The following is a 22,374-nucleotide window of genomic DNA, read 5'->3' as shown; positions in this document are numbered from 1 at the left end:
GGTTGCTCCTGTCGGTGTGGTGTTCGTCCTACACCCTTACGACGAACGGACTCGTTCCGGATCGACACCGCGACGAGAAGATGTCTCAGCCGCTGTTGCGCAATGCGGTGGCGAGCCCGTTCATGGTGATCTGGATGCCGCGCCGGACCCGTTCGGTGTCCTCTCCGGCCCGGAACCGGCGCAACAGCTCGACCTGCAGGTGGTTGAGTGGTTCGAGGTACGGGAAGCGGTTGTGCAGCGACCGCTCGAGCGCGGGATTGTCGGCGACGAGCGAGTCGTATCCGGTGATCTGCTCGTATGCGTCGACCGTGCGGGCGTGCTCGTCGACGATGCTGCCGAACACCCGCTCACGCAACTCCACGTCGTCGACGAGCTCGGAATAACGGGCAGCGATCCCGAGATCGGATTTGGCGAGCACCTGTGCCATGTTGGACAGCACCGACCGGAAGAACGGCCAGCGGCGGTAGAGATCCTGCAGGGTGGCCAGCCGGTCGGGATCACCGGCCACCCACTCACTCACCGCCGATCCGGTGCCGTACCAGCCGGGAAGCATCACGCGGCTCTGCGTCCAGGAGAGCACCCACGGGATCGCCCGCAGGTCGCTGATCGCCTTCGTCGGTTTGCGGGAGGCCGGCCGGCTGCCGATGTTGAGGGCACCGATCTCCGAAACCGGCGTCGCCGTGGTGAAGTAGTCGACGAAACCCGGTGTCTCGTGCACGAGACGGCTGTAGGCCGCGCGGGCACGATCGGCGAGGTCGTCGAGAATGCGGTAGGCCTCCGGGGCATCCTCCCCGAGGCCTTCCACGTCGAGCAGACTCGATTCGAGCGTCGCCGAGACGAGTGCTTCGAGATTGCGTCGCGCGAGCACCGGTTCGCGGTATTTCGCCGCGATGACCTCGCCCTGCTCGGTCAGACGCAGCGATCCCCGGACCGCTCCGGGAGGTTGGGCGAGAATCGCGTCGTAGCTCGGCCCTCCGCCTCGGCCCACGGTGCCGCCGCGACCGTGGAACAGGCGCAGGCGGATGCCCGCGGCGCGCGCGGCCTCGACGAGGTCGAGTTCGGCCCGGTAGAGCGCCCAGTTGGCGGCGAGATAGCCGCCGTCCTTGTTGGAGTCGGAGTAGCCGAGCATGACCTCCTGCAGGCCGTCGTGCCCGTCGACGAGACTGCGGAACTCGGCAACGGCGAGCGCCGCCGTCAGGGTGGCCGCGCCGCCGCGCAGATCGTCGATGGTCTCGAAGAGCGGAATCACCTGCACGGTGCTGCGGGGATAACCGCGGTCCAGGTCGAGCAGCCCGACTTCCTTGAGCAGGACCTCGACCTCGAGCAGGTCGGAGACCGAGGTGCACATGCTGATGATGTAGTGCTCGATGGCGGCCGGTCCGATGCGACGGACGACCTCGGCGGCAGCGCGGAGAATGCCGAGTTCCTTGGCGGTCTCGTCCGACAGGTGCGCCTCGGGTGAGGTGAGCGGGCGGCGGATGCGCAGTTCGGAGGTCAGGAGGGCGACCCTGTCGTCCTCGGACATGTCCCGGTACCGGTCGGTCACTCCTGCCCACGAGAGCAGTTCCGCGACGACCTTCTCGTGTACCTCGGAGTTCTGGCGCAGGTCCAGGGGCGCGAGGTGGAAGCCGAAGACCTCGACCGCACCGCGCAGACGGGCCAGCCGGTCGTCGGCGATCACCGCTGCTCCACCCGCGCGCAGCGATGCGTCGACGACGGTGAGATCGGCGTGCAACCGCGCCGGTGTCGGGTACGCCTCGCACGGCAACTCGACGACCGCGGGCAGGTCGACACCCGGCAGCAGCCGTGCCGCGGTCGCGGTGAGTCCGGCTCGGATCCCGTGCACGGCACGCCGGTACGGCTCGTCACTGTGCGCGGGATCGTCGTCACCCGATGCCTCCGCCAGATCCTTCAGCGTGCTGCTGATGGTCGCGGTGCGTTCGGACATCGACAGTTCGCGTTCGAGGGCGGCGAGTTCGGTGAGGTGGTGACGCAGCGCGGTCTCACAGGCCCGATTCGCAGCCGTCGTGACGACCTCCGCATCGACGTTGGGGTTTCCGTCGCGGTCGCCGCCGATCCAGGTCCCGGGCCGTACGAGCGGCTGGGTGAGCACCGCGGCGTCGGGCCAGCGGCGGCGCAGTTCGCGTCGCACTTCGGTGTTGAGGGTGGGGACCACCTCGAACAGCGAGAGGTCGTAGTAGCGCAGCCCGTTGTCGATCTCGTCGCTGATCCGCAGGCGCGCAAGCCGGATGAGGGCGGTGTCCCACAAAGTGAGGATGTGCCGGTACAGCGCCCGGTCGATGCTGTCGAGTGCGGCGGGATCGTCGGCGTGCTCACGCCGCCTCATGAGCTCGGTGACGGCAGTCTGCACATCGAAGACCGTTCGCCGCCGGGTCTCGGTGGGGTGGGCGGTGATGACCGGGGCGACGAGCGCGTCGGCCAGCGCGTCGGCCACGGTGTCGGTGTCGAGGCCGGGACGAGCGGCGTCGAGTTTGGCGTAGGTGGCGGCGAGAGCGCTGTCCTGCGGCGGGTCGCCCGCCCGGAGATGCACCGCGCGGCGCCGTTCGTGGTGCAGATCCTCGGCGAGGTTGGCGAGCAGACCGAAATGGCTGAACGCCCGGGCGACGGGAAGCAGGTCGTCGGTGGCGGCACCGGCGAAGCGTTCGGCGAGCGCGGTGCGGTCGACTTCCGAACGGCGGATCCGGAAACTCTCGACCCGGGCCGCCTCCACCAGGTCGAAGATGTCGCTGCCCGCCTGCTCGCGGATGACGTTGCCGAGGATGCCGCCGAGCAGGCGGATGTCCTCCCGCAATGGTTCGGTCGCGGAAGCAGGCACGATGTCGGTCATGCCGACAGTATCGGCGGCCGACGGCCTCGGCGCGACCGCGACGGCGCTCCTGCGCCGGAACGGGTCAGCTGAACTTGATCTGCAGACCGATACCGAGGATTGCGATCACCCAGATGATGCCGGTGAAGACGGTCAGGCGGTCGAGGTTCTTCTCGGCGACCGAGGAGCCCGAGAGGTTGGACTGGACTCCGCCACCGAACAGGCTGGACAGGCCACCGCCCTTACCGCGGTGCAGAAGCACCAGCAGGATCAGCAGCAGGCTGGTGACGATCAGCAGGATGTCCAGGAACAGTTCCATGTCGGTGTTCAGTGTCCTTCGGATGGTGGGCGACGTCGGCGTCAGCTTACCCGCTCCTCGCGCGGGGACGTCGTGGGTGTACTCGGTCACGCCCCTCGGACGCACGCGGAGGGACGAACATACGCTGCGGGGCGCAGGATCCACGCGATCCTGCGCCCCGCAGCGGTGCGTCTTCGCCTCTAGAGCAGCGGACCGCCCGCGGCGATCGCCGACAGCTGGGCGAACTCGTCGGCCTTGAGGGAGGCACCTCCCACGAGACCACCGTCGACATCGGGCTGAGCGATGAGCTCGCCGACGTTCTTGGCGTTGACCGAGCCGCCGTACAGGACGCGGATCGAGGCCGCGACCTCCGGGGAGGCCAGTTCGGCGAGAGTGGCACGCACTGCGGCGCACACCTCCTGGGCGTCCGCCGCGGAGGCGACCTTGCCCGTGCCGATGGCCCAGACCGGCTCGTACGCAACGACGATCTTCGCGATGTCGTCGGCGGACAATCCGGCGAGCGAGTTCGTCAACTGCTCGACGTTGTACTCGACGTGGCTGCCCGATTCGCGGACATCGAGTCCTTCACCGATGCACACGATCGGAGTCAGGCCGTGCCGCAGCGCGGCCTTGGCCTTGTCGCGGACGATCTCGTCCGTCTCCCCGTGCAGGGTGCGACGTTCGGAATGTCCGACGACCACGTAGGTGCAGCCGAGCTTCGCCAGCATCGCACCGGAGATCTCGCCGGTGTAGGCCCCGGAGTCGTGGACCGAGAGGTCCTGCGCCCCGTAGGTGATGCCGATCTTGTCGCCCTCGACGAGGGTCTGCACGGAGCGGATGTCGGTGAACGGCGGGATGACCGTCACGTCGACCTTCTCGAGATACTTCTCGGGGAGCGTGAACGCGATCTTCTGCACCAGAGCGATGGCCTCGAGATGGTTGAGGTTCATCTTCCAGTTGCCCGCGATGAGCGGTGTACGTGCCATTCCGCTCAGCCCTCCAGAACCGCGATGCCGGGCAGTTCCTTGCCCTCGAGATACTCGAGAGAGGCACCGCCACCGGTGGAGATGTGCGAGAAGCGGTCCTCACCGAGACCGAGCGACCGCACGGCTGCCGCCGAGTCGCCGCCGCCGACGACGCTGAAGGCGCCCTTGTCGGTGGCCTCGATGATCGCCTCGGCGACTCCCTTGGTGCCGGCCGCGAAGTTCTCGAACTCGAACACGCCCATCGGGCCGTTCCAGAACACCGTCTTCGCCCCGCCGAGGAGGGAGGCGAAGCGCTGCACGGACTCCGGCCCGATGTCCAGGCCCATCCATCCCTCCGGGATGGCGTCGGCCGCGACGGTCCGGGACTGCGCGTCGGCCGCGAACCTGTCGGCGACCACCACGTCCTGAGGGATGTGGATGACGTCGCCGAACCGCTCGAGCAACTGCTTGCAGGTCTCGATCATCGACTCCTCGAGCAGCGAGGTGCCGACCGGGTATCCCTGTGCCGCAAGGAAGGTGAAGCACATCCCGCCACCGATGACGAGGGTGTCCACCTTGGGCGCGAGCGCCTCGATGACCCCGAGCTTGTCGGAGACCTTCGAACCGCCGAGCACCACGGCGTAGGGACGCTGTGTGTCGGTGGTCAGCTTGGTGAGCACCCCGATCTCCGCGGCGACGAGATCTCCCGCGTAGTGCGGGAGCAGTGTCGCGACGTCGTAGACCGACGCCTGCTTACGGTGCACGACACCGAAACCGTCGGAGACGAAAGCGCCGTCGTCACCGACGAGTTCGACGAGCTGACGGGCGAACGCGAGGCGCTCGGCGTCGTCCTTGCTCGTCTCGCGCGGATCGAAACGGACGTTCTCGAGCAGAAGGATGTCGCCGTCGGTCAATCCCTCCGAACGTGCGAGAGCATCCTGGCCGACGACATCGCCGGCGAGCTGGACGTTGCGGCCGAGCACCTCACCGAGCTTCGCTGCGACGGGCGCGAGCGAGTACTTCGGATCCGGCTCGCCCTTGGGGCGGCCGAGATGCGCGGTCACGACGACTTTGGCCCCCGCCTCCGCCAGCGCGCGGAGGGTGGGTGCCGACGCGAGGATGCGGCCGGCGTCGGTGATCGTCTCGCCGTCGAGCGGAACGTTGAGGTCGGAGCGCACGAGTACGCCTCGGCCTTCCACACCGGCGTCGAGCAGATCCTTCAGGGTCTGAACTGCCACTGTTGGGATGTCCTGTTCTGCGAGTGTCAGAGGGACTTGGCGACGAGACCGATGAGGTCGGCCAGACGGTTCGAGTAGCCCCACTCGTTGTCGTACCAGGACACGATCTTGACCTGATCGTCGATGACCTTGGTCAGCGGCGCATCGAAGATCGACGAGTGCGGATCGGTGACGATGTCCGAGGACACGATCGGGTCGGTGTTGTACTTCAGGATGCCCTTGAGGGGACCCTCGGCCGCAGCCTTCATCGCGGCGTTGATCTCGTCGACCGTCGCCTTGGTGCGCAGGTCTGCGGTGAGGTCGGTGACCGAGCCGGTGGGGATCGGAACCCGCAGGGCGTAGCCGTCGAGCTTGCCGAGCAGCTGCGGGAGAACGAGGCCGATGGCCTTGGCGGCGCCCGTGCCGGTCGGGACGACGTTCAGCGCTGCGGCGCGGGCGCGACGCAGATCCTTGTGCGGGCCGTCCTGAAGGTTCTGGTCCTGCGTGTAGGCGTGGACCGTCGTCATCAGGCCTCGCTCGATACCGAAGTTGTCGTCGAGGACCTTGGCGATCGGGCCGAGGCAGTTCGTGGTGCACGAGGCGTTGGAGATGATGTTCTGGCTGCCGTCGTACTTGTCGTCGTTGACGCCCATCACGATGGTGATGTCCTCGCCCTTGGCAGGCGCCGAGATGATGACCTTCTTCGCGCCGGCGTCGAGGTGCCCCTTGGCCTTGGCGGCGTCGGTGAAGATGCCGGTGGACTCGACGACGACGTCGACACCCAGATCGCCCCACGGCAGCGCAGCGGGACCTTCCTTGATCTCGAGAGCCTTGATCTTCTGGTCACCGACGACGATGAAGTCGTCCTCGACACGGACGTCCTTGTCGAGGCGACCCAGGATCGAGTCGTACTTCAGGAGCGTCGCGAGGGTGTCGTTGTCGGTCAGGTCGTTGACAGCGACGATTTCGATATCGGTGGTGCCGAGGGCCTTCTGGGCCTCGACCGCCCGGAAGAAATTACGCCCGATGCGTCCGAATCCGTTCACGCCTACGCGGACAGTCACAGTGAAGCTCCTTTGCCCAGATTTCGATGATTGTGCTGGTGTGACCCCTACCCTAATGGGCCTTGATCACCTTGTGGGAGCCGCCCTGCCGTGGCGCGAACTCCCTTCCAAGCGTGCCCCTCTACGCGTCGTCCAGCAACTCCGCGGTGACGGCCGACTCGGTGTCCGGGATCCCGAGTTCCTTCGCGCGGCGATCCGCCATCGACAGCAGACGACGGATACGGCCTGCCACCGCGTCCTTGGTCATCGGCGGATCCGCGAGCTGACCGAGCTCCTCGAGCGAGGCCTGCCGGTGCTGGACGCGCAGCGCTCCGGCCGCCGCGAGATGATCGGGGACGTCCGCTCCGAGGATCGCCAGCGCCCGTTCGACCCGGGCGGCAGCAGCCACGGCAGCACGGGCGGACCTCCGCAGATTGGCGTCGTCGAAGTTCGCCAGGCGGTTCGCGGTCGCGCGGACCTCCCGCCGCATGCGCCGCTCCTCCCACACCAGCCGGGTGTCCTGGGCGCCCATCTGAGTGAGGAGCGCTCCGATGGCCTCGCCGTCACGGATCACCACCCGGTCCGCACCACGCACCTCGCGGGCCTTGGCGGTCACACCGAGACGGCGGGCCGCGCCGACGAGCGCGAGCGCGGCTTCCGGGCCGGGGCAGCTGACCTCGAGTGCCGAGGATCGGCCCGGTTCGGTGAGCGAACCGTGCGCGAGGAAGGCACCCCGCCAGGCCGCGGCGGAGTCGGACACGCTGCCACCGACCACCTGCGCGGGCAGGCCGCGAACGGGGCGGCCCCGGCCGTCGAGCAGGCCGGTGCGGCGGGCGAGCGCCTCACCGTCCTTGCCGACCCGGACGACGTACCGGGAACTCTTGCGCAGTCCCCCGGCGCTGAGGACCTGGATCTCGGCCGGATAGCTGTAGAGCTCGAAGATCTCGCGGCGGAGACGGCGTGCGATCGATCCGAGATCCACTTCGGCTTCGACCACCACACGCCCGGCGACGATGTGCAACCCGCCGGCGAAGCGCAGGAGCGCGGACACCTCGGCCTTGCGGTTGCTGATCCGGGTGACCGACAACCTGCTCAGCTCGTCCTTGACCTCCGCTGTCATTGCCACGAGACGTTCTCCCTTCCGTCCCCGGACGCAGCGCGCATTCCGCCGCGCGAGGACAGGCATGTTTCCAGTGCCCCGGCCAATTTGGCGGGGTCGTGCCGATGCGTACCGGATTCGGCGACGTCGACGAAGGAAACCTTCGCGCCGAACCGGGCTGCGGATCGACTCAGATGCTCGCGCTCGCGCCCTTCCGGTACCGAGGCAGCATCCACGACGACATGGTCGACACGGAAATCGGGGGCATGCTGAGCGAGAACGTGCAGGTGGCGTTCCGCGGAGAAACCGGCGGTCTCCCCCGGCTCCGCCGCGAGGTTGAGGACGAGCACCTTCAGCGCCTCGGTGTGGAGGAGCGCCTCGTACAGGTCCGGTACGAGTACGTGCGGGATGACACTCGAGAACCAGGAGCCGGGGCCGAGCACCACGAGGTCGGCCTCGCAGACCGCGTCGAGTGCGGGCCGGCATGCCGGCGGATCGGCAGGGATGAGACGGACCCGTCTGACCTTGCCGGGGGTCGTCGCCACCGCGACCTGGCCGCGGATGCACCGGCTCACGCGGGGATCGGATTCGAGTCCCGACACGTCGGCTTCGATGTCGAGCGGGATCGGCGACATCGGCAGTACCCGGCCGCGGACGTCGAGGACCCGGCCGAGCATGTCCAGCGCGGTGACCGTGTCGCCCGCGACCTCCGCGAGTCCGGCGAGGATGAGGTTGCCCACGGAGTGCCCTGCCAGCGCGCCCGTCCCGCCGAAGCGGTGCTGCACGGTGTCGGTCCACGTCCGGACCTCGTCGCTGTCACCGGCGAGGGCGGCCAGGGCCATCCGCAGGTCGCCGGGCGGCACCACGCCGAGTTCGGCACGCAAGCGGCCCGAGGAACCGCCGTCGTCGGCGACGGTGACCACGGCGGTGACCTGGTCGCTCAGGCGACGCACCGCACTGAGGGTGGCATACAGGCCGTGCCCACCCCCGAGCGCAGCGATCGCCGGCCCGGAGCCCGGTACCTCGGGGTCCGGGTCGGTGGCCGGATTCACTCGCGCCCCAGATCCCGATGCACCACGTTCACCGTGAGGTCCGGCTCACCCTCCAGGCGGGCGGCGAGAGCTTCCGCCATCGCCACGCTCCGGTGTTTCCCACCCGTACATCCCACTGCGATCGTCATGTAGCGCTTCCCCTCCCGACGGTAACCGGCTGTCGTCAGCGCGAGCAGCCGGTGGTAGGTGGCGAGATATTCCTCGGCACCGTCGCGGGAGAGTACATACTCGCGCACCGCGGGCTCCTGCCCGGTATGCGGTCGCAGTTCGGCGATCCAGTGCGGATTGGGGAGGAAACGCACGTCGCACACGACATCGGAGTCCATGGGCAGGCCGTACTTGAACCCGAACGACTCCACCGTCACCCGGATGGTGTCGGAAGCGGCGTCGCCGAACGCCGCGTCGATCTTGCGGCGCAGATCCGGTCCCGACAGGGTGGACGTATCGATCACCAGATCCGCGGCGGCCTTGACCGGTGCGAGTTGTGCGCGTTCGACGGCGATGCCGTCGGTGAGAGTGCGGTCTGCGGTGTCGGACTGCAGCGGATGGCTGCGACGCACTTGTTCGAACCGCCGCACGAGCACCGAATCGGTCGCCTCGAGGAAGAGCACGCGGGTGTTGACGGGTCGCGCCGCCAGGTCGGCGACGACGCGTTCGAGGTCGCCGGTGAACAACCGGCTGCGCACGTCCATCACCACGGCGAGCCGCTGGAGCGGCGGCTCCGCTTGCACCGCGAGATCGATCATCGACAGCACCAACTGCGGCGGCAGATTCTCCACCACGTACCAACCGAGATCCTCGAGCGCCGTCGCAGCTGTGCTGAGACCCGCTCCGGACAGGCCGGTGACGACGATGACCTCGGCATGCGGGGGCTGGGCCCCGTCGACATCCGTCTCCGTCGTTCCGGGGATCCGACTCACTTCGGTCACTGTTCCGACTCCGTTCGTAGGCCCGACACGCCGACGGAGCCATCATCGCCCACCCGCGTGTCGCCCGCATCGGAGACCGCGCCGGCACCTGCATTCGCCTGGGACGACTCGGCTTGGGACGACTCGGCTGCCGCAGGTGCCTCGTCGCGCAACGCCTCGAGTACCGCCCGTGCGGTCGCCCGACCGATTCCCGGTACCACGGTGATCTCCTCCACGCTCGCTTCCCGCAGTCGCGCGACCGACCCGAAGTGGGTGACCAGCGCCTTCCGGCGGGTGGCCCCGAGGCCCCGGATTCCGTCGAGGGCGGATGCCGTCATGCGCTTGGATCGCTTGCTCCGGTGATAGGTGATCGCGAAACGGTGCGCCTCGTCGCGGATACGCTGCAGCAGGAACAACGATTCGCTGGTGCGGGGAAGAATCACCGGATCGTCCTCGCCGGGAACCCAGACCTCTTCGAGACGCTTCGCGAGCCCGATGACGGCGACGTCCGTGACCCCGAGCTCGTCGAGAACCTCCGCCGCTGCTGCGACCTGTGGTGCACCGCCGTCGACGACGAACAGATTCGGTGGATAGGCGAACCGGCGCGGGCGGCCCGTGGCCGGGTCCAGTGCCGCTTCGGGGGCGAGGTCTCCTCCGTCGGCGCCGTCCGGTACCGGGCCGGCAGCACCGGCCTGCCGTGCCACATCGCTGTTGTGGCGCAGGAAGCGCCGGCGCGTCACCTCCGCGATCGACGCGACGTCGTCGGAGCGGCCGTCCCCGGCGGCGTGTTTGATCGCGTAGTGCCGATAGTCGGACTTCCGCGGCAGGCCGTCCTCGAAGACCACGAGGGACGCGACGACGTCGGTGCCTTGCACGTGGCTGATGTCGACACACTCGATGCGCAGCGGTGCCGAGTCCAGGTCGAGAGCGTCCTGGATGCCCTGCAACGCCGCGGATCGGGCGGTGAAGTCTCCTGCGCGGCGCAACTTGTGCTGGGCGAGTGCTTCCTTGGCATTGCGTTCGACGGTGTCGGCCAGAGCCTTCTTGTCACCTCGCTGGGGGATGCGCAGGCGCACCGGGCCGCCCCGCAACCGGCCGAGCCAGCGGCCCATCTCCTCCGGATCCGGCGGCAGCGCCGGCACGAGCACTTCGCGCGGCACCGCACTGCTCGCCTCGGCGTCGCCGGATCCGAGCGCCGCCTCCTCGCCGTAGAACTGCGTGAGGAACTGTTCGACCAGCAGCGAGAGTTCCTCGGCGTCCTCACTGCCGTCCCCCACGCGCCCGTCCGCGCTCTTTGCGGCCTCCGCTACCGCCGCCTCGCGGTCCTCGGGCCTGTCGAGCACGTCGCCGGACTTCTCCACGATCCAGCCGCGCTGGCCCCGGACACGGCCTCCGCGCACATGGAAGACCTGCACGGCCACCTCGAGATCGTCGCCGGCGAACGCCACGAGGTCGGCGTCGGTGCCGTCGCCGAGGACCACCGCCTGCTTCTCGAGTGCCTTGCGCAGTGCGCCGAGATCGTCGCGCAGTCGCGCCGCGGTCTCGAAGTCGAGTTCCTCGGCAGCGGCGTGCATCCGTCGCTCGACCTCGCGCACGAGTTTGTCGGTGCGACCGGCGAGGAAGTCGCAGAAGTCCTCGACGATGCGGCGGTGCTCGTCGGCGGTGACGCGGCCGACGCAGGGCGCCGAGCATTTGTCGATGTATCCGAGCAGGCAGGGGCGGCCGATCTGGGCGTGCCGTTTGAACACCCCCGCCGAGCAGGTGCGCGCCGGGAACACACGCAGCAGCAGGTCGAGGGTCTCGCGGATCGCCCACGCGTGCGAATAGGGTCCGAAATACCGCACCCCTCGACGACGCGGACCGCGGTAGACGAACAGTCTCGGATACTCCTCGTTCAGCGTGACGGCGAGCATCGGGTACGTCTTGTCGTCCCGGTACCGCACGTTGAACCGCGGGTCGAACTCCTTGATCCAGTTGTATTCGAGTTGCAGCGCCTCGACCTCGGTGCGCACCACCGTCCACTCGACCTTGCCCGCCGTGGTCACCATCTGCCGGGTCCGCGGGTGCAGCGACGCGATGTCGGCGAAGTACGAGTTCAGACGCGAGCGGAGGTTCTTCGCCTTGCCGACGTAGACGACCCGGCCGTGCGGGTCGCGGAACTTGTAGACCCCCGGCTCCGTGGGAATGGAACCGGGGGCAGGGCGATATGTCGAGGGGTCGGGCACAGGTCCAGGCTAGTCGTCGCCCCTGACGGCTCCGCCGTCGTCGCCCCTGACGGCTCCGCCGTCGTTGGTGCCGGCGGCTCCGCCGTCGTCGTCGTTGCGGACGGTGTCCGTGTAGCGGGACTCGAGTTCACGGAAGCGTTCGAGCGCATCCACCGCGGTCTCCCCGTCCCGGGCCTGGATCGCGACGACGGGTACGTATTCGTCGAAGGGCAGTTCGAGGCGGGCCCAGGGCGCGCCGTGGTCGAAGAACAGCCCCCGCACGTCGCTCCACGGGATGTGCCGTTCTGCGATCACGTTGCGGACGGTCACTCCGTGTGCGCCGGCGCGCAACCGGGGCCGGGTGAAGAGCAGGACGCCTCCGGTGAGGACGACGCCGATGGCGAGCAACGCGATCTGGTCCACGACCCGCAGGTGCACGCCCGTGTCGCCACCACCGCGCAGTACGAGCGCCGCGAAGATGTGCACGGCGAGGACGAAGACCGCGGCGACGACGATCCAGCGCCGCATCTTCTCCGGACGTACCTCGAGATCCCAGCCGGTCTCGGTGCCGGTCACCTTCTCGCCTTCCGCAGTCGCCGCAGTGTCACGGCGGTGTCGAGCGCGGCGGCGCAGGCCTGTCCGCCCTTGTCCTCCACCGATCCGGGGAGACCCGCGCGGTCGCGAGCCTGCTGTTCGGTGTCGGTGGTGAGCACACCGTTACCCACCGGTGTCCCCTCGTCCAGGGCGATCCGGGTGAGCCCGTAGGTCACGGCGTCGCACACGTACTCGAAGTGCGGCGTTCCACCACGGATGACCACTCCGAGCGCGACCACCGCGTCGTGGGTGCGGGCCAGCTGCTGCGCGACGACCGGGAGCTCGATGGCACCCGCAACCCGTTCGAGAGTCACGTCGGCGACGCCGGCCTGGTCGGCCACACGCTGCGCACCGGCGATCAAGGCGTCCGAGATCTCGGTGTGCCAGCGACCGGCGACGATCGCGAGACTCAGTCCTGCGGCGTCCGCAAGCTGCAGCTCGGGCAGTCCTTCTCCGCTCATCAGGCGTCTCCCTCGTCGAACTCGTCGAGCCCGGCCAGGTCATGGCCCATGCGATCTCGTTTGGTGCGCAGATACGAGATGTTCTCGCGGTTCGCGCGCAGCGGCATCGGCACACGTTCGGTGATCTGCAGGCCGTAGCCGTCCAGACCGACACGTTTGGCCGGATTGTTCGTCAGCAGCCGCATCGAGGAGATACCGAGATCGACGAGGATCTGCGCGCCGATGCCGTAGTCCCGGGCATCGGCGGGAAGACCGAGCTGCAGGTTGGCGTCGACGGTGTCCGATCCCGCGTCCTGCAACTGGTAGGCCTGCAACTTGTGCATCAGGCCGATGCCGCGTCCCTCGTGGCCGCGCATGTAGAGCACGACCCCGCGCCCTTCCTCGGCGACCATCTCGAGGGCGGCGTCGAGCTGCGGGCCACAATCGCATCGCAGGGACCCGAAGACGTCTCCGGTGAGGCATTCGGAATGCACTCGCACGAGGACGTCGGAACCGTCGCCGTCCGGGCCGGCGATATCGCCGCGAACGAGGGCGACGTGTTCGACCTCATCGTAGATGCTCTGGTAGCCCACGGCGGTGAAGTCCCCGTGCCGTGTGGGGATGCGCGCTTCGGCGACGCGCACGACGTGTTTCTCGTGCTTGCGTCGCCAGGCGATGAGATCGGCGATCGAGATCAGGGCGAGCTCGTGTTCGTCGGCGAAGACCCGCAGTTCCTCGGTGCGGGCCATCTGCCCCTCGTCCTTCTGCGAGACGATCTCGCAGATGACGCCCGCCGGCCGCAGATCTGCCATCCGGGCGAGGTCGACGGCGGCCTCGGTGTGGCCGGGACGGCGCAGCACGCCGCCTTCCTTCGCGCGCAGCGGCACCACGTGTCCCGGACGGGTGAAGTCCTGAGCGGTGCTGTCCGGGTCGGCGAGCAACCGCATCGTCGTGGCGCGGTCGGACGCGGAGATGCCCGTGCCGATACCTTCCCTGGCGTCGACGGTGACGGTGTAGGCGGTGCCGTGCTTGTCCTGGTTGACGCTGTACATCGGGGGGAGCCCGAGTCGGTCGCAGTCCTCGCCGTCGAGTGGGACGCACAGATAGCCGGAGGTGTAGCGCACCATGAACGCCACGAGTTCGGGTGTGGCCTTCTCTGCGGCGAAGATGAGGTCGCCCTCGTTTTCACGGTCCTCGTCGTCGACCACGACGACCGCCTTACCGGCGGCGATGTCGGCGACCGCGCGCTCGATGGTGTCGAACCTCGTCACTTCCCTGGACTCCAACTCTCGTATCCGGACGACCCGCACCGGAGAGGTCTCCGGCTCGTCAACACAGCACTGTCGTGCTCCACACTACGACGCGTCAGCGCGCGTTCTGCAGGCGCTCCACGTACTTGGCGATCACGTCGACCTCGAGGTTGACGACGCTGCCCGGAGCCGCGGTGCCGAGCGTCGTGAGCGACAGGGTGGTCGGGATGAGCGAGATCTCGAACCATTCGTCGCCGCGTTCTCCCCCGAGCCCCGAGACGGTGAGCGAGACACCGTCCACGGTGATCGAGCCCTTTTCCACGACGTAGCGGGCGATTTCGGCGGGCAGCAAGATGCGCACGACCGTCCAGTTCTCGGAGGGCGTGCGGGCCAGGACCGTGCCCGTGGCGTCGACGTGCCCCTGCACGAGATGACCGCCGAGACGGCTGTCGATCGCGGCTGCGCGTTCGAGGTTGACCGGGCTGCCGGGTGCCAACTGCCCGAGCGACGACCGGTCCAGCGTCTCTTTCATCACATCCGCGGTGAACGCGCCGCCGTCGACGACGTCGACCACGGTCAGGCACACACCGTTGACGGCGATCGAGTCACCGTGCTTCGCGTCGGAGGTGACCAACGGTCCGCGCACCGTGAAGCGCGCCGCGTCGGCGAGATCCTCCTTCGCCACGATCTCCCCCAGTTCCTCGACGATGCCGGTGAACATGTTCCGCTCCTTGCCCCGGTAGGTGACCGGTCTCGATTCAGTCGTCCCGGTCCGGGACGAGTGTCAACAGGATGTCCGAGCCGACCGTTTCGACGCGTTCCCGGCGGAACCGTAACGCGTCCGCGATCGTGTTCACTCCCGCGCCCTCGACGGCGGCCTCCCCCGCTCCGAGGACCACCGGCGCCAGATACGCCTGGATGCGGTCGACGCACCCTGCCGCGAGGAAGGCGCCTGCAAGACGGGGGCCGCCCTCGAGCAGGACGTCGGGATGATCACCGAGCGCGTCCAGCACCTCTCCCACATCGTGGGTAGGCAGCACCAGAGTGGGGGCAGCGTCGTCGAGAACCCTTGCCGAGGTGGGTATCTCACGCATTCCGACGACGACCCGGAGCGGTTGGTGCGGGGCGAGTTCACCTTCGGGCAGCCGAGCCGTCAGCCACGGGTCGTCGGCGAGCACCGTGCCTGTTCCGACGATGATGGCGTCGAGCCGGCTGCGCTGGTCGTGCACCCGTGCCCGTGATTCGGGACCGGAGATCCACCTGCTCGTCCCGTCGGCGGCCGCACTCCGACCGTCCATCGATGCGGCGTACTTCCACGTCACGTGCGGTCGTCCGGTGCGCTGGCGGTGCAGCCAGGCCCGCAACGGTCCCCGCGTGACAGCCTCGGCCCCGAGCCCCGGGTGCACGGTCACTCCGGCGGCACGCAGGGTGTCCGCACCACCGCCGGCGACGGGGTTGGGGTCGGCGACCGAGTAGTACACCGTCGCGATACCCGCTTCGACGAGCGCACGCGCGCAGGGGCCCGTGCGGCCGGTGTGGTTGCACGGTTCGAGGGTCACGACGGCGGTGCCGCCGCGGGCACGTTCCCCGGCCGCTTCGAGAGCCCGGATCTCCGCGTGCGGGCCACCGGGCGGGGCGGTGGCACCGATCCCCGCCGGCTTGCCGTCCGCGTCGAGGATCACCGCGCCGACCGGCGGGTTCGGGCTCGTCGTGCCCCGCACCGCCTCCGACGCGTCGAGCGCGAACTGGAGCGCTTCGGCGATCTCGGGTGTGGTCACGGGGCGAGCGTCAGGTGCCGGGACGCGGCCCCGGCCTGCGTCCGAAGTTTCCGGACCGCCTCACCGGGATCGTCGGCGCCGTAGACGGCCGAGCCGGCGACGAAGCAGTCCACACCGGCCTCGGCGGCGGCCTCGATGGTGTCGGCATTGATGCCGCCGTCGATCTCGACGAGCAGCCGCAGTTCACCGGAGTCGACGAGACGACGGACCTGCCGGGCCTTGTCGAGGACGTCCGGGATGAAGGACTGGCCACCGAAGCCGGGTTCGACGCTCATCACGAGCAGGGTGTCGAACTCCTTCAGGATCTCGAGATAGGACTCGATCGGGGTGCCGGGTTTCACGGACAGTCCCGCCTTGCCGCCGGCGGCGCGGATGTCGCGTGCCACGGCGACGGGATCGTCGGTCGCCTCGGCGTGGAAGGTCACATTGTGCGCGCCCGCCTCCGCGTAGGGCGGCGCCCAGCGACCGGGATTCTCGATCATCAGGTGACAGTCGAGAGGGATGTCGGTCGCCTTCAGCAAGGACTCGACGACCGGGAGCCCGAGGGTCAGGTTCGGTACGAAATGCGCGTCCATGACGTCGACGTGGAGCCAGTCGGCACCGGCGACGGCCTGCGCCTCGTCGGCGAGACGGGCGAAATCTGCGGACAGGATCGAGGGGGCGATCATCGGGTGGGCCACATCGATCGAGTCTAGACGAGCGCACTGCGCGTCGAGGCACCAGCACCGGCGCTGATCCGACGGCCTCGCCGCGGAACACTGCGACACGAAAGCAACTGCCCTGAAAGGGCATTCGGAACGGCCGTCGAGATCCGGACTAGATCCGGCGGAACGACGACGTGATCCACGAGAAGCGTTCTTCGCTCGGCAGTACCTCCTCGACCATGAACGTCACGGTCTGATCGATACGCTCGAGAGCCTCGAGTATCCGGGACAAGGTGGTGCCGTACGGGATGTCGTATTCGCCGGCGGTCACCATGCCTTCCGGTAGCGCAGACCGTGTCCGACCTGCCAACGCCGTCAGCAGTGCTTCGAAATCACCCTCGATGATCTCGTGGATCTCGTCCCACTGCGACGCGGCCAGAGCGTTCTCCTCCGGCGACAGACGTTCGGTGGCGGAGACCACGTGCCGCGTATAGAACATCAGCGCCCACAGGGCCGTGAGCCTCCCTTCGATACCTCGGACGTCGAGCGCTCCCGACGAGCGACGCAGTGGCACGGCGGTGGCCTCGACCTTCTGGACCAGCGTCGTCATGGCCAGTTCTCTTCGCTCGAGCTCCTGTATATCCGGCCTGCCGGAGGATCCGGACCGCAGGTGTTCGAGGCAGAGACCGTTGGCCTCCCGGATGGTCTGCACCAACCGGGAGGTGTCCGACGACAAGCGGGTGCGGGTGCGGGTGGGCAGAACGATCGCGGCCACCACCAAGGCGAGCACCGCGCCGATCACCGTCTCCACGACACGCAGTTCGATGGTTTCGGTGTTCAGCTTTCCCAGCAGTTCGTAGAGCAATGCGACGAAGGTCGTCATCCAGAGCGCGGAGAGGACGGAGGACACGGACCGCAGATACGTCGCGGCGAACACGCAGAGCGCCAGCAGCGGGAGGACCAAGGGAGCATCGGTTCCGATCAGGGTCGCGAAGCCGAAGCCCAGCGCCGCACCCACCACGGTTCCGGCGATGCGCTGCACTCCCTTGAGGAAGGTCTCCCCGTCCGTCTCACCCAGGACGAAGAAGGCCGGCAAGGCGGCCCAATACTGGTAGGTCTCCGATACCGTTCCCCCGAGCCAGAGAGCGAGCCCGGTCGCGAGTGCGGCCTGCACCGCACGGCGAAGCGGTCCGGCGCCACCGAGCAAGCGCCCCCTCGAACCCGAGGACGGTTCCGCCTTGCCCGTACCGGGTCCCGCCCCGGTCGCAGGAGCCGAGTCGTCATCATCGACGACTCCCGAGCTGCCGAGGAGATCTTCGGCGCGCGCGGTGTGCAGCGCGTCCACAGCGGACCGGACCTCCCGCACGGCACGGAGCAACCGCTGCGCCGGCAGTGGCCAGTCGACCGGCTCGGCCTCATCTCCGGGCAGAAGGGTCACCTCCGCGCGGGTCTCTTCGGAATCGGTCATCCACGACGGGGAGTGCGGATAGCTGCGGATATGGAGCCGGAGCTGCTCGAGCTCACCGGCGAGCCGAGCCCGGGTCTGGAGCCGCATCCCGACTCCGGTCGCATCCCGAGCTGCCGTCGACAGGTTGACCGTCGCCAGTTCGACGTCGAAGATCCGTATCCTCAGGTTGTTCAGCTGCCGGGCGGTGAGGTTCAGAGCCGGGTACGCGCCGGTGAGCTGCCCGCCCAGAAACGACGCCGTGTGGTGCAGTTGGTCGAGCCCGCTGTGCACGCGTTTGCGCAGGTCCGGATCCCAGCGGGCAGCCGACACCGAATCGACGAGCGGATCGATGCTGTTCGCGACGCTGTTCTCGAACGCCCGCAGTCCGCCCCGCACGGGTCCGACGTGCCCGTGGCCCATCGGGATGAACTGAACGAGCACCGACGCGGTGACGCTCACCAGACCCGTGAGCGTGTACACCCAGAAATCGTCGGGGCTGAGCCGGAGCAACAGGCTGAAGTAGAAGGTCATGAACAGCACGCGTCCGAGCCCGGCCCCCTGTGGCCCGAAGCGGGACAGCAACACACCGACGAATGCCAGTGCGGCGACGGCGAGCGCCGATGGCAACGGCTCGTGCGGCACCACGGTGATCAACCCGACCGCGACGACCACGGGGATCAGCGCCAGCATCCCGCCGAATTTGGCCGGTCCCGGGCGCGCCCGGCTCTGGGCGGCAACCCCACCTGCGAACATCGCGATCATTCCACCGAACAGCGCGGTGGGCGTCGGCGATTTTCCGGCGATCTCGAGGCCGAGGGCCACCACCAGTACCGAGACGATTGCCGCGATGAGTACGCGCAGGGCATCGAAGAGCCGGATGTGGCCGGGATCGATGAGTGTGCGGCGGCGGGAGAGGAAAGCTCGGAGACCGCCCGTCGTGGACGCCGGGGCGGGAACGTCCGTCGTCGATTCCGGAACCTCCTTCCAGCCGGGAGCGTAGACCGGCTGATAATCGAGATCCCGGCTGACGGCGTCGGTGAACTGGTGTGCCCGGTACGCGAACGGTAGCCACTCGACGTACCGTTCGTAGGCGTCGTCGAGATCGGTGAGCGGTTCGAGGTGGGCGAGTTCGCTCATTCTCCGGTTCATCCGAGCGAACCGTGCAACCCACGGATCCGTGCTCTCCCCCGGGGGCGCAGAGCGATTTCCGGCCGGGTGGTGCAGTTCGATATCCTGCTCGACCAGCCGCCGGAACTCCTCGTGCGATCTCGTCTCGGGAACATCGGTGCTCGTCCAGCCGAGTACGGAGTGCATATAGTTCGCGAACTGCAGGAACCGGTCGGTGAGCGGAATCAACGTCGGCTCGAGAGCGGCGGGATGCGATGTGGGCAAACCCCAACGAAGCGCCTCGACGACCCCGCTGAGCATCCGGATCGAGTACGGCAGCGCGACGGTGTCGCGACCACTCTGGAAGTAGTAGGCGGAGCGGTAGAGCCGGATCCCCTCGGTGCAGCGGATGAAACGATCGGTGACGGACGCGAGTTTCGAATCGAGTTCGCGCGGTTCACCACCCGGAAAGTACGGCTTCAGGCTCGCAATGGGATCCCCGAGGCCGCCTCCGGGGTCGTAGAACTGTGCGCACAGATCGCGTAGCGCGCCGACAGCTCCGCCGACTCCGAGAAGAAACACGAGAATCAGGACAACGAGTACGAAGCCCGTGAGGGGCTCCGCGGCCGAGATGATCCGGGAAACATCGGTGTCGGGGGTGAGTTGGGAGGTCCCCACCGTGGTCAACTGGACCGCGCTGAAATAGACAGCGCCGAAAACGCCCTCGGGCACGCCGTCGAACCGGAAGCTCGGCCCGCTCATCATGCCGAGGTAGATGAACGCGTATCCCAGGATGACGCCACCCACCCACACACCCACCGTGACCGAGAACTGAATGCCCGTCACCTGGCGGAGTACGGCAGGACGCCGGTCGCGCGACATATTTCGTGTCACTCTCCTGAGGACACGCCACACCCGAGCCGTCACGGATTTCGTGAGAAAGCCTGTTTCGTCGCAATTGAGCGCGGTGAGGAATATGTCCACGAGAGTCATTCCCAGAATGACGATTCCGAGCCCCACCTGGACGGCCTCCACGGCGCAAGTCTAGAGCGACACGACTTCCGAGATGCGGGAGAACGAGATCGACGGCGGAGAACGGAGGATCTGGGACCGGGACGCTCGCCACTTCTTCGAGACATCGCCGCTCCGTACAACACTCGAGCGCAGAAGAAGGTGCCGGGCTCACCGGGTCGTCGTTGACATCACGAACGGCACGCCCCGGCATCGCGATCCGTCCGCGACGGCGTCACATTCGGGATTCGAGTTGGCGCGATCTGCCCGCATCGCACAAACAGGGTGTATATGCTCTCGTCGGACCACAAGTCTCGTCCTTCCGGCGACATTGCCGCTGCCGGTGCGTCGAGAGAAGCGTGACTGACCGATGCGAGGATCGGGGGTCGCTGGATGCATGTCGATCGCCGTCAGACAGAACACAGCCGGCAGTTTCACGTCCCGATTCGGCATGAGTACGAAATGTCTTGTTCGGCATACCCCTTCAGGGACTATCACACACCTCTCCCGAAAGCACAGGACCGTCGATGAACTCTACGACACTGGCTCAAGCCGCGATCGACAGCGGCGACACCGCGTGGGTGCTGGTATGTGCGGCCCTCGTGCTGTTCATGACACCGGGTCTGGCGTTCTTCTACGCGGGCATGGTGAGCAGGCGTAACACGCTCGTGATGTTGCAACAGAACCTCGTCGGGCTCTGCATCATCTCGCTGACCTGGTTCGTGTTCGGTTACAGTATCGCGTTCGGCAACGACCGGGGCAACGGGATCATCGCGGATCTCGGTTTCGTCGCGCTCACCAATATCGGCGAGGCTCCCAAGCCGGACCTCCACGTCGTGACCGAAACCGTTGCGATCCCGACGCTCGCCTTCTTCGCGTACCAGTTGATGTTCGCGATCATCACGCCGGCGCTCGCCACGGGCGCCGTGGCGAATCGCCTCAAGGCCTTGGGGTGGGCGGTCTTCATCGCGATCTGGTCGGTGATCGTGTACGCGCCTGTCGCGCACTGGTTGTGGGCACCCGAGGGCTGGTTGACCAAGATGGGAGCACAGGACTGGGCCGGCGGAATGGTCGTCCACTCCTCGGCCGGAGCTGCTGCACTCGGTCTGCTGATCGTATTGGGGCGGCGCAAGGTACGACCCGACCGCGCGCCACTGCCGCACTCGGTCCCGTTGGTGATCGTGGGCGCGGGCATCCTCTGGTTCGGCTGGTTCGGTTTCAATGCCGGAGACGGACTGCAGGCCAACGGAGTTGCGGCCCAAGCCCTGGTCAACACCCAGTTGGCAGGCGCCGCCGCGATGCTCGTCTGGCTGGTGATCGAACGCTACCGGGAAGGTCATTCGACCGTCCTGGGCGGTGTGACGGGCGCGGTCGCCGGGCTGGCGACCATCACCCCCGCTGCGGGTTATGTCAACACCTGGGCCGCGGTGGTCATCGGCGCGCTGGCCGGAGTGGTGTGTTATGTCGCTCTCGGCCTGAAAAAGCTTCTGCGCGTGGATGATGCACTCGACGTTCTGGCGGTCCACTTCATCGGCGGCGTGTTCGGCACGCTGTGCGTCGGGTTCTTCGGTGAAGAGGCCATCAATTCGATCGGCCGAGACGGACTGTTCGCCGGTGGCGGATGGGCACTGCTGGGTTACCAGGTCGTCGCACTGGTCGCGGTGATCGTCTACGCCTTGGTACTCACCCTGGTGATCGGCTTCGCGATCGAGAAGACGATCGGGCTTCGCGTCAGCGCCGAGGAAGAAGAACACCTCGATCTCAGCCAACAGGGCATGAACGCCTATCACGAGGGTCCCACTCCCCCCGACCCCGCCGACGGATCGGTCTCGGCCCTCGCGCCGAAGCCGATGGAGCCCGGAAACAAGGTGTACCTGGTCACCGCGGTTCTCGACTCTTCCGGGGCCGCAGGCGTGGAACGGGAGGTGCTCGCTGCGGGTGCACGCCGCGCCATACTCTCCGAAGTCTTCGTCACCACGACCGACTCGGTCGATCAGATGGTCCGCGGGCAGAAGCGAACCCTGGACGTCTCCCCACGGGTTCGTGCGGAGATCCTGACCCCGGCGGACGCGCTGGCGCCCGTGCGGAGCGCCTTGTCGGCATTGGGCGACGACCTCGTCGAGATGACTGTCGTGCCGGTGGAGAGCGGATAAGGCCGGTACACAACAACTTCCGCTTTCACAGCACAATTGCATGCCCTGCGGATGCGCATTTCGGACGGATCGATCACACGAGTCGGGACGAGGTCCGCTCCCACCGGGCGCTCGCCTGCACATATGAGCATGTGTGTATGTCCGAAAATGGACATCACCGCACCCCACGTGGGAATCAGAGCGCCGGGACGTCCCCGTCGACACCCGCTCCGCCGTCGACGGCACCGCCTCCGACGACCCCTCGAAAATGCGAACTTCCTTGTGGCTCCGGCGTATCGTCGGAAACAGCGAGCTCCGGCTCGCCGCCGGGAGATGCTCATCGAAACCGACCTACGGC

The 22,374-nt window shown here is 67.8% G+C and carries 17 protein-coding genes; 1 reads left to right on the top strand and 16 read right to left on the bottom strand.

Annotated elements, in window-relative coordinates:
* Window positions 1–85: 85 nt before the first annotated feature.
* From ppc to MOM01_RS06165, 16 genes are all read right to left on the bottom strand, one after another.
* Window positions 86–2,848 (bottom strand): phosphoenolpyruvate carboxylase, encoded by a 2,763-nt coding sequence (ppc, locus tag MOM01_RS06240; protein ID WP_241384508.1) that lies wholly within the window; start codon window positions 2,846–2,848, stop codon window positions 86–88.
* Between the two features lie 64 nt (window positions 2,849–2,912).
* Entirely contained in the window at window positions 2,913–3,146 is a 234-nt protein-coding gene (secG, locus tag MOM01_RS06235; protein ID WP_241384647.1) for a preprotein translocase subunit SecG, read from the bottom strand.
* A gap of 179 nt (window positions 3,147–3,325) precedes the next feature.
* A complete protein-coding gene (gene tpiA / locus MOM01_RS06230; protein WP_241384507.1) occupies window positions 3,326–4,111 on the bottom strand; it encodes a triose-phosphate isomerase in 786 nt (261 codons plus the stop codon).
* Window positions 4,112–4,116: 5 nt separating this feature from the next.
* On the bottom strand, window positions 4,117–5,328 hold the full coding sequence (locus tag MOM01_RS06225; RefSeq protein WP_241384506.1) for a phosphoglycerate kinase: 1,212 nt from the start codon (window positions 5,326–5,328) through the stop codon (window positions 4,117–4,119).
* Window positions 5,329–5,354: 26 nt separating this feature from the next.
* The gene (gene gap / locus MOM01_RS06220; RefSeq protein WP_241384505.1) at window positions 5,355–6,371 is read right to left on the bottom strand and encodes a type I glyceraldehyde-3-phosphate dehydrogenase; all 1,017 of its coding nucleotides are present in this window, start codon (window positions 6,369–6,371) and stop codon (window positions 5,355–5,357) included.
* 121 nt (window positions 6,372–6,492) lie between these two features.
* The gene (whiA, locus tag MOM01_RS06215) at window positions 6,493–7,476 is read right to left on the bottom strand and encodes a DNA-binding protein WhiA (RefSeq protein WP_241384504.1); all 984 of its coding nucleotides are present in this window, start codon (window positions 7,474–7,476) and stop codon (window positions 6,493–6,495) included.
* Window positions 7,467–8,501: a gluconeogenesis factor YvcK family protein gene (locus MOM01_RS06210; RefSeq protein WP_241384503.1), complete on the bottom strand. Its 1,035-nt coding sequence runs from the start codon at window positions 8,499–8,501 to the stop codon at window positions 7,467–7,469. The genes whiA and MOM01_RS06210 overlap by 10 nt, the downstream gene beginning before the upstream one ends.
* A complete protein-coding gene (rapZ, locus tag MOM01_RS06205; protein WP_241384646.1) occupies window positions 8,498–9,421 on the bottom strand; it encodes an RNase adapter RapZ in 924 nt (307 codons plus the stop codon). The genes MOM01_RS06210 and rapZ overlap by 4 nt, the downstream gene beginning before the upstream one ends.
* Window positions 9,422–9,426: 5 nt before the next feature.
* Window positions 9,427–11,634, bottom strand: a complete 2,208-nt coding sequence (uvrC, locus tag MOM01_RS06200) for an excinuclease ABC subunit UvrC (RefSeq protein WP_241384502.1) — start codon at window positions 11,632–11,634, stop codon at window positions 9,427–9,429.
* A gap of 9 nt (window positions 11,635–11,643) precedes the next feature.
* Window positions 11,644–12,189, bottom strand: coding sequence for a PH domain-containing protein (locus MOM01_RS06195; protein WP_241384501.1), 546 nt, complete (start codon window positions 12,187–12,189; stop codon window positions 11,644–11,646).
* Window positions 12,186–12,668: a 6,7-dimethyl-8-ribityllumazine synthase gene (gene ribH / locus MOM01_RS06190; RefSeq protein WP_241384500.1), complete on the bottom strand. Its 483-nt coding sequence runs from the start codon at window positions 12,666–12,668 to the stop codon at window positions 12,186–12,188. Before ribH ends, MOM01_RS06195 begins: the two co-directional genes overlap by 4 nt.
* Window positions 12,668–13,918, bottom strand: coding sequence for a bifunctional 3,4-dihydroxy-2-butanone-4-phosphate synthase/GTP cyclohydrolase II (locus tag MOM01_RS06185; RefSeq protein WP_241384499.1), 1,251 nt, complete (start codon window positions 13,916–13,918; stop codon window positions 12,668–12,670). The genes ribH and MOM01_RS06185 overlap by 1 nt, the downstream gene beginning before the upstream one ends.
* Window positions 13,919–14,012: 94 nt before the next feature.
* Window positions 14,013–14,618, bottom strand: coding sequence for a riboflavin synthase (locus MOM01_RS06180; protein WP_241384498.1), 606 nt, complete (start codon window positions 14,616–14,618; stop codon window positions 14,013–14,015).
* A 37-nt stretch (window positions 14,619–14,655) separates the two neighbouring features.
* Complete coding sequence (gene ribD, locus MOM01_RS06175; RefSeq protein WP_241384497.1) at window positions 14,656–15,675, bottom strand: bifunctional diaminohydroxyphosphoribosylaminopyrimidine deaminase/5-amino-6-(5-phosphoribosylamino)uracil reductase RibD; 1,020 nt, start codon at window positions 15,673–15,675, stop codon at window positions 14,656–14,658.
* Window positions 15,672–16,355 (bottom strand): ribulose-phosphate 3-epimerase, encoded by a 684-nt coding sequence (gene rpe, locus MOM01_RS06170; protein WP_241384496.1) that lies wholly within the window; start codon window positions 16,353–16,355, stop codon window positions 15,672–15,674. The genes ribD and rpe overlap by 4 nt, the downstream gene beginning before the upstream one ends.
* A gap of 136 nt (window positions 16,356–16,491) precedes the next feature.
* Entirely contained in the window at window positions 16,492–19,908 is a 3,417-nt protein-coding gene (locus MOM01_RS06165) for an FUSC family protein (RefSeq protein ID WP_241384495.1), read from the bottom strand.
* Window positions 19,909–20,411: 503 nt separating this feature from the next.
* On the opposite strand from MOM01_RS06165, the gene MOM01_RS06160 reads away from it, so the two are divergent.
* Window positions 20,412–22,037 carry an ammonium transporter gene (locus MOM01_RS06160; RefSeq protein ID WP_241384494.1) on the top strand — a complete coding sequence of 542 codons (1,626 nt, stop codon included), beginning with the start codon at window positions 20,412–20,414 and terminating at the stop codon, window positions 22,035–22,037.
* Window positions 22,038–22,374: the final 337 nt, after the last annotated feature.

The organism is Rhodococcus sp. CH91 (assembly GCF_022554085.1).
Classification (GTDB): Bacteria; Actinomycetota; Actinomycetes; order Mycobacteriales; family Mycobacteriaceae; genus Rhodococcus.
Note: the sequence above shows the minus strand (reverse complement) of the source record. Positions and strands in the feature narration are given on the sequence as shown.

Excerpts from the sequence above, each read along its gene's own strand:
- ppc (WP_241384508.1), bottom strand. The coding sequence starts at position 2,848 with ATGACCGACATCGTGCCTGCTTCCGCGACCGAACCATTGCGGGAGGAC.
- secG (WP_241384647.1), bottom strand. The coding sequence starts at position 3,146 with ATGGAACTGTTCCTGGACATCCTGCTGATCGTCACCAGCCTGCTGCTG.
- tpiA (WP_241384507.1), bottom strand. The coding sequence starts at position 4,111 with ATGGCACGTACACCGCTCATCGCGGGCAACTGGAAGATGAACCTCAAC.
- ribH (WP_241384500.1), bottom strand. The coding sequence starts at position 12,668 with ATGAGCGGAGAAGGACTGCCCGAGCTGCAGCTTGCGGACGCCGCAGGA.
- MOM01_RS06180 (WP_241384498.1), bottom strand. The coding sequence starts at position 14,618 with ATGTTCACCGGCATCGTCGAGGAACTGGGGGAGATCGTGGCGAAGGAG.
- MOM01_RS06160 (WP_241384494.1), top strand. The coding sequence starts at position 20,412 with ATGAACTCTACGACACTGGCTCAAGCCGCGATCGACAGCGGCGACACC.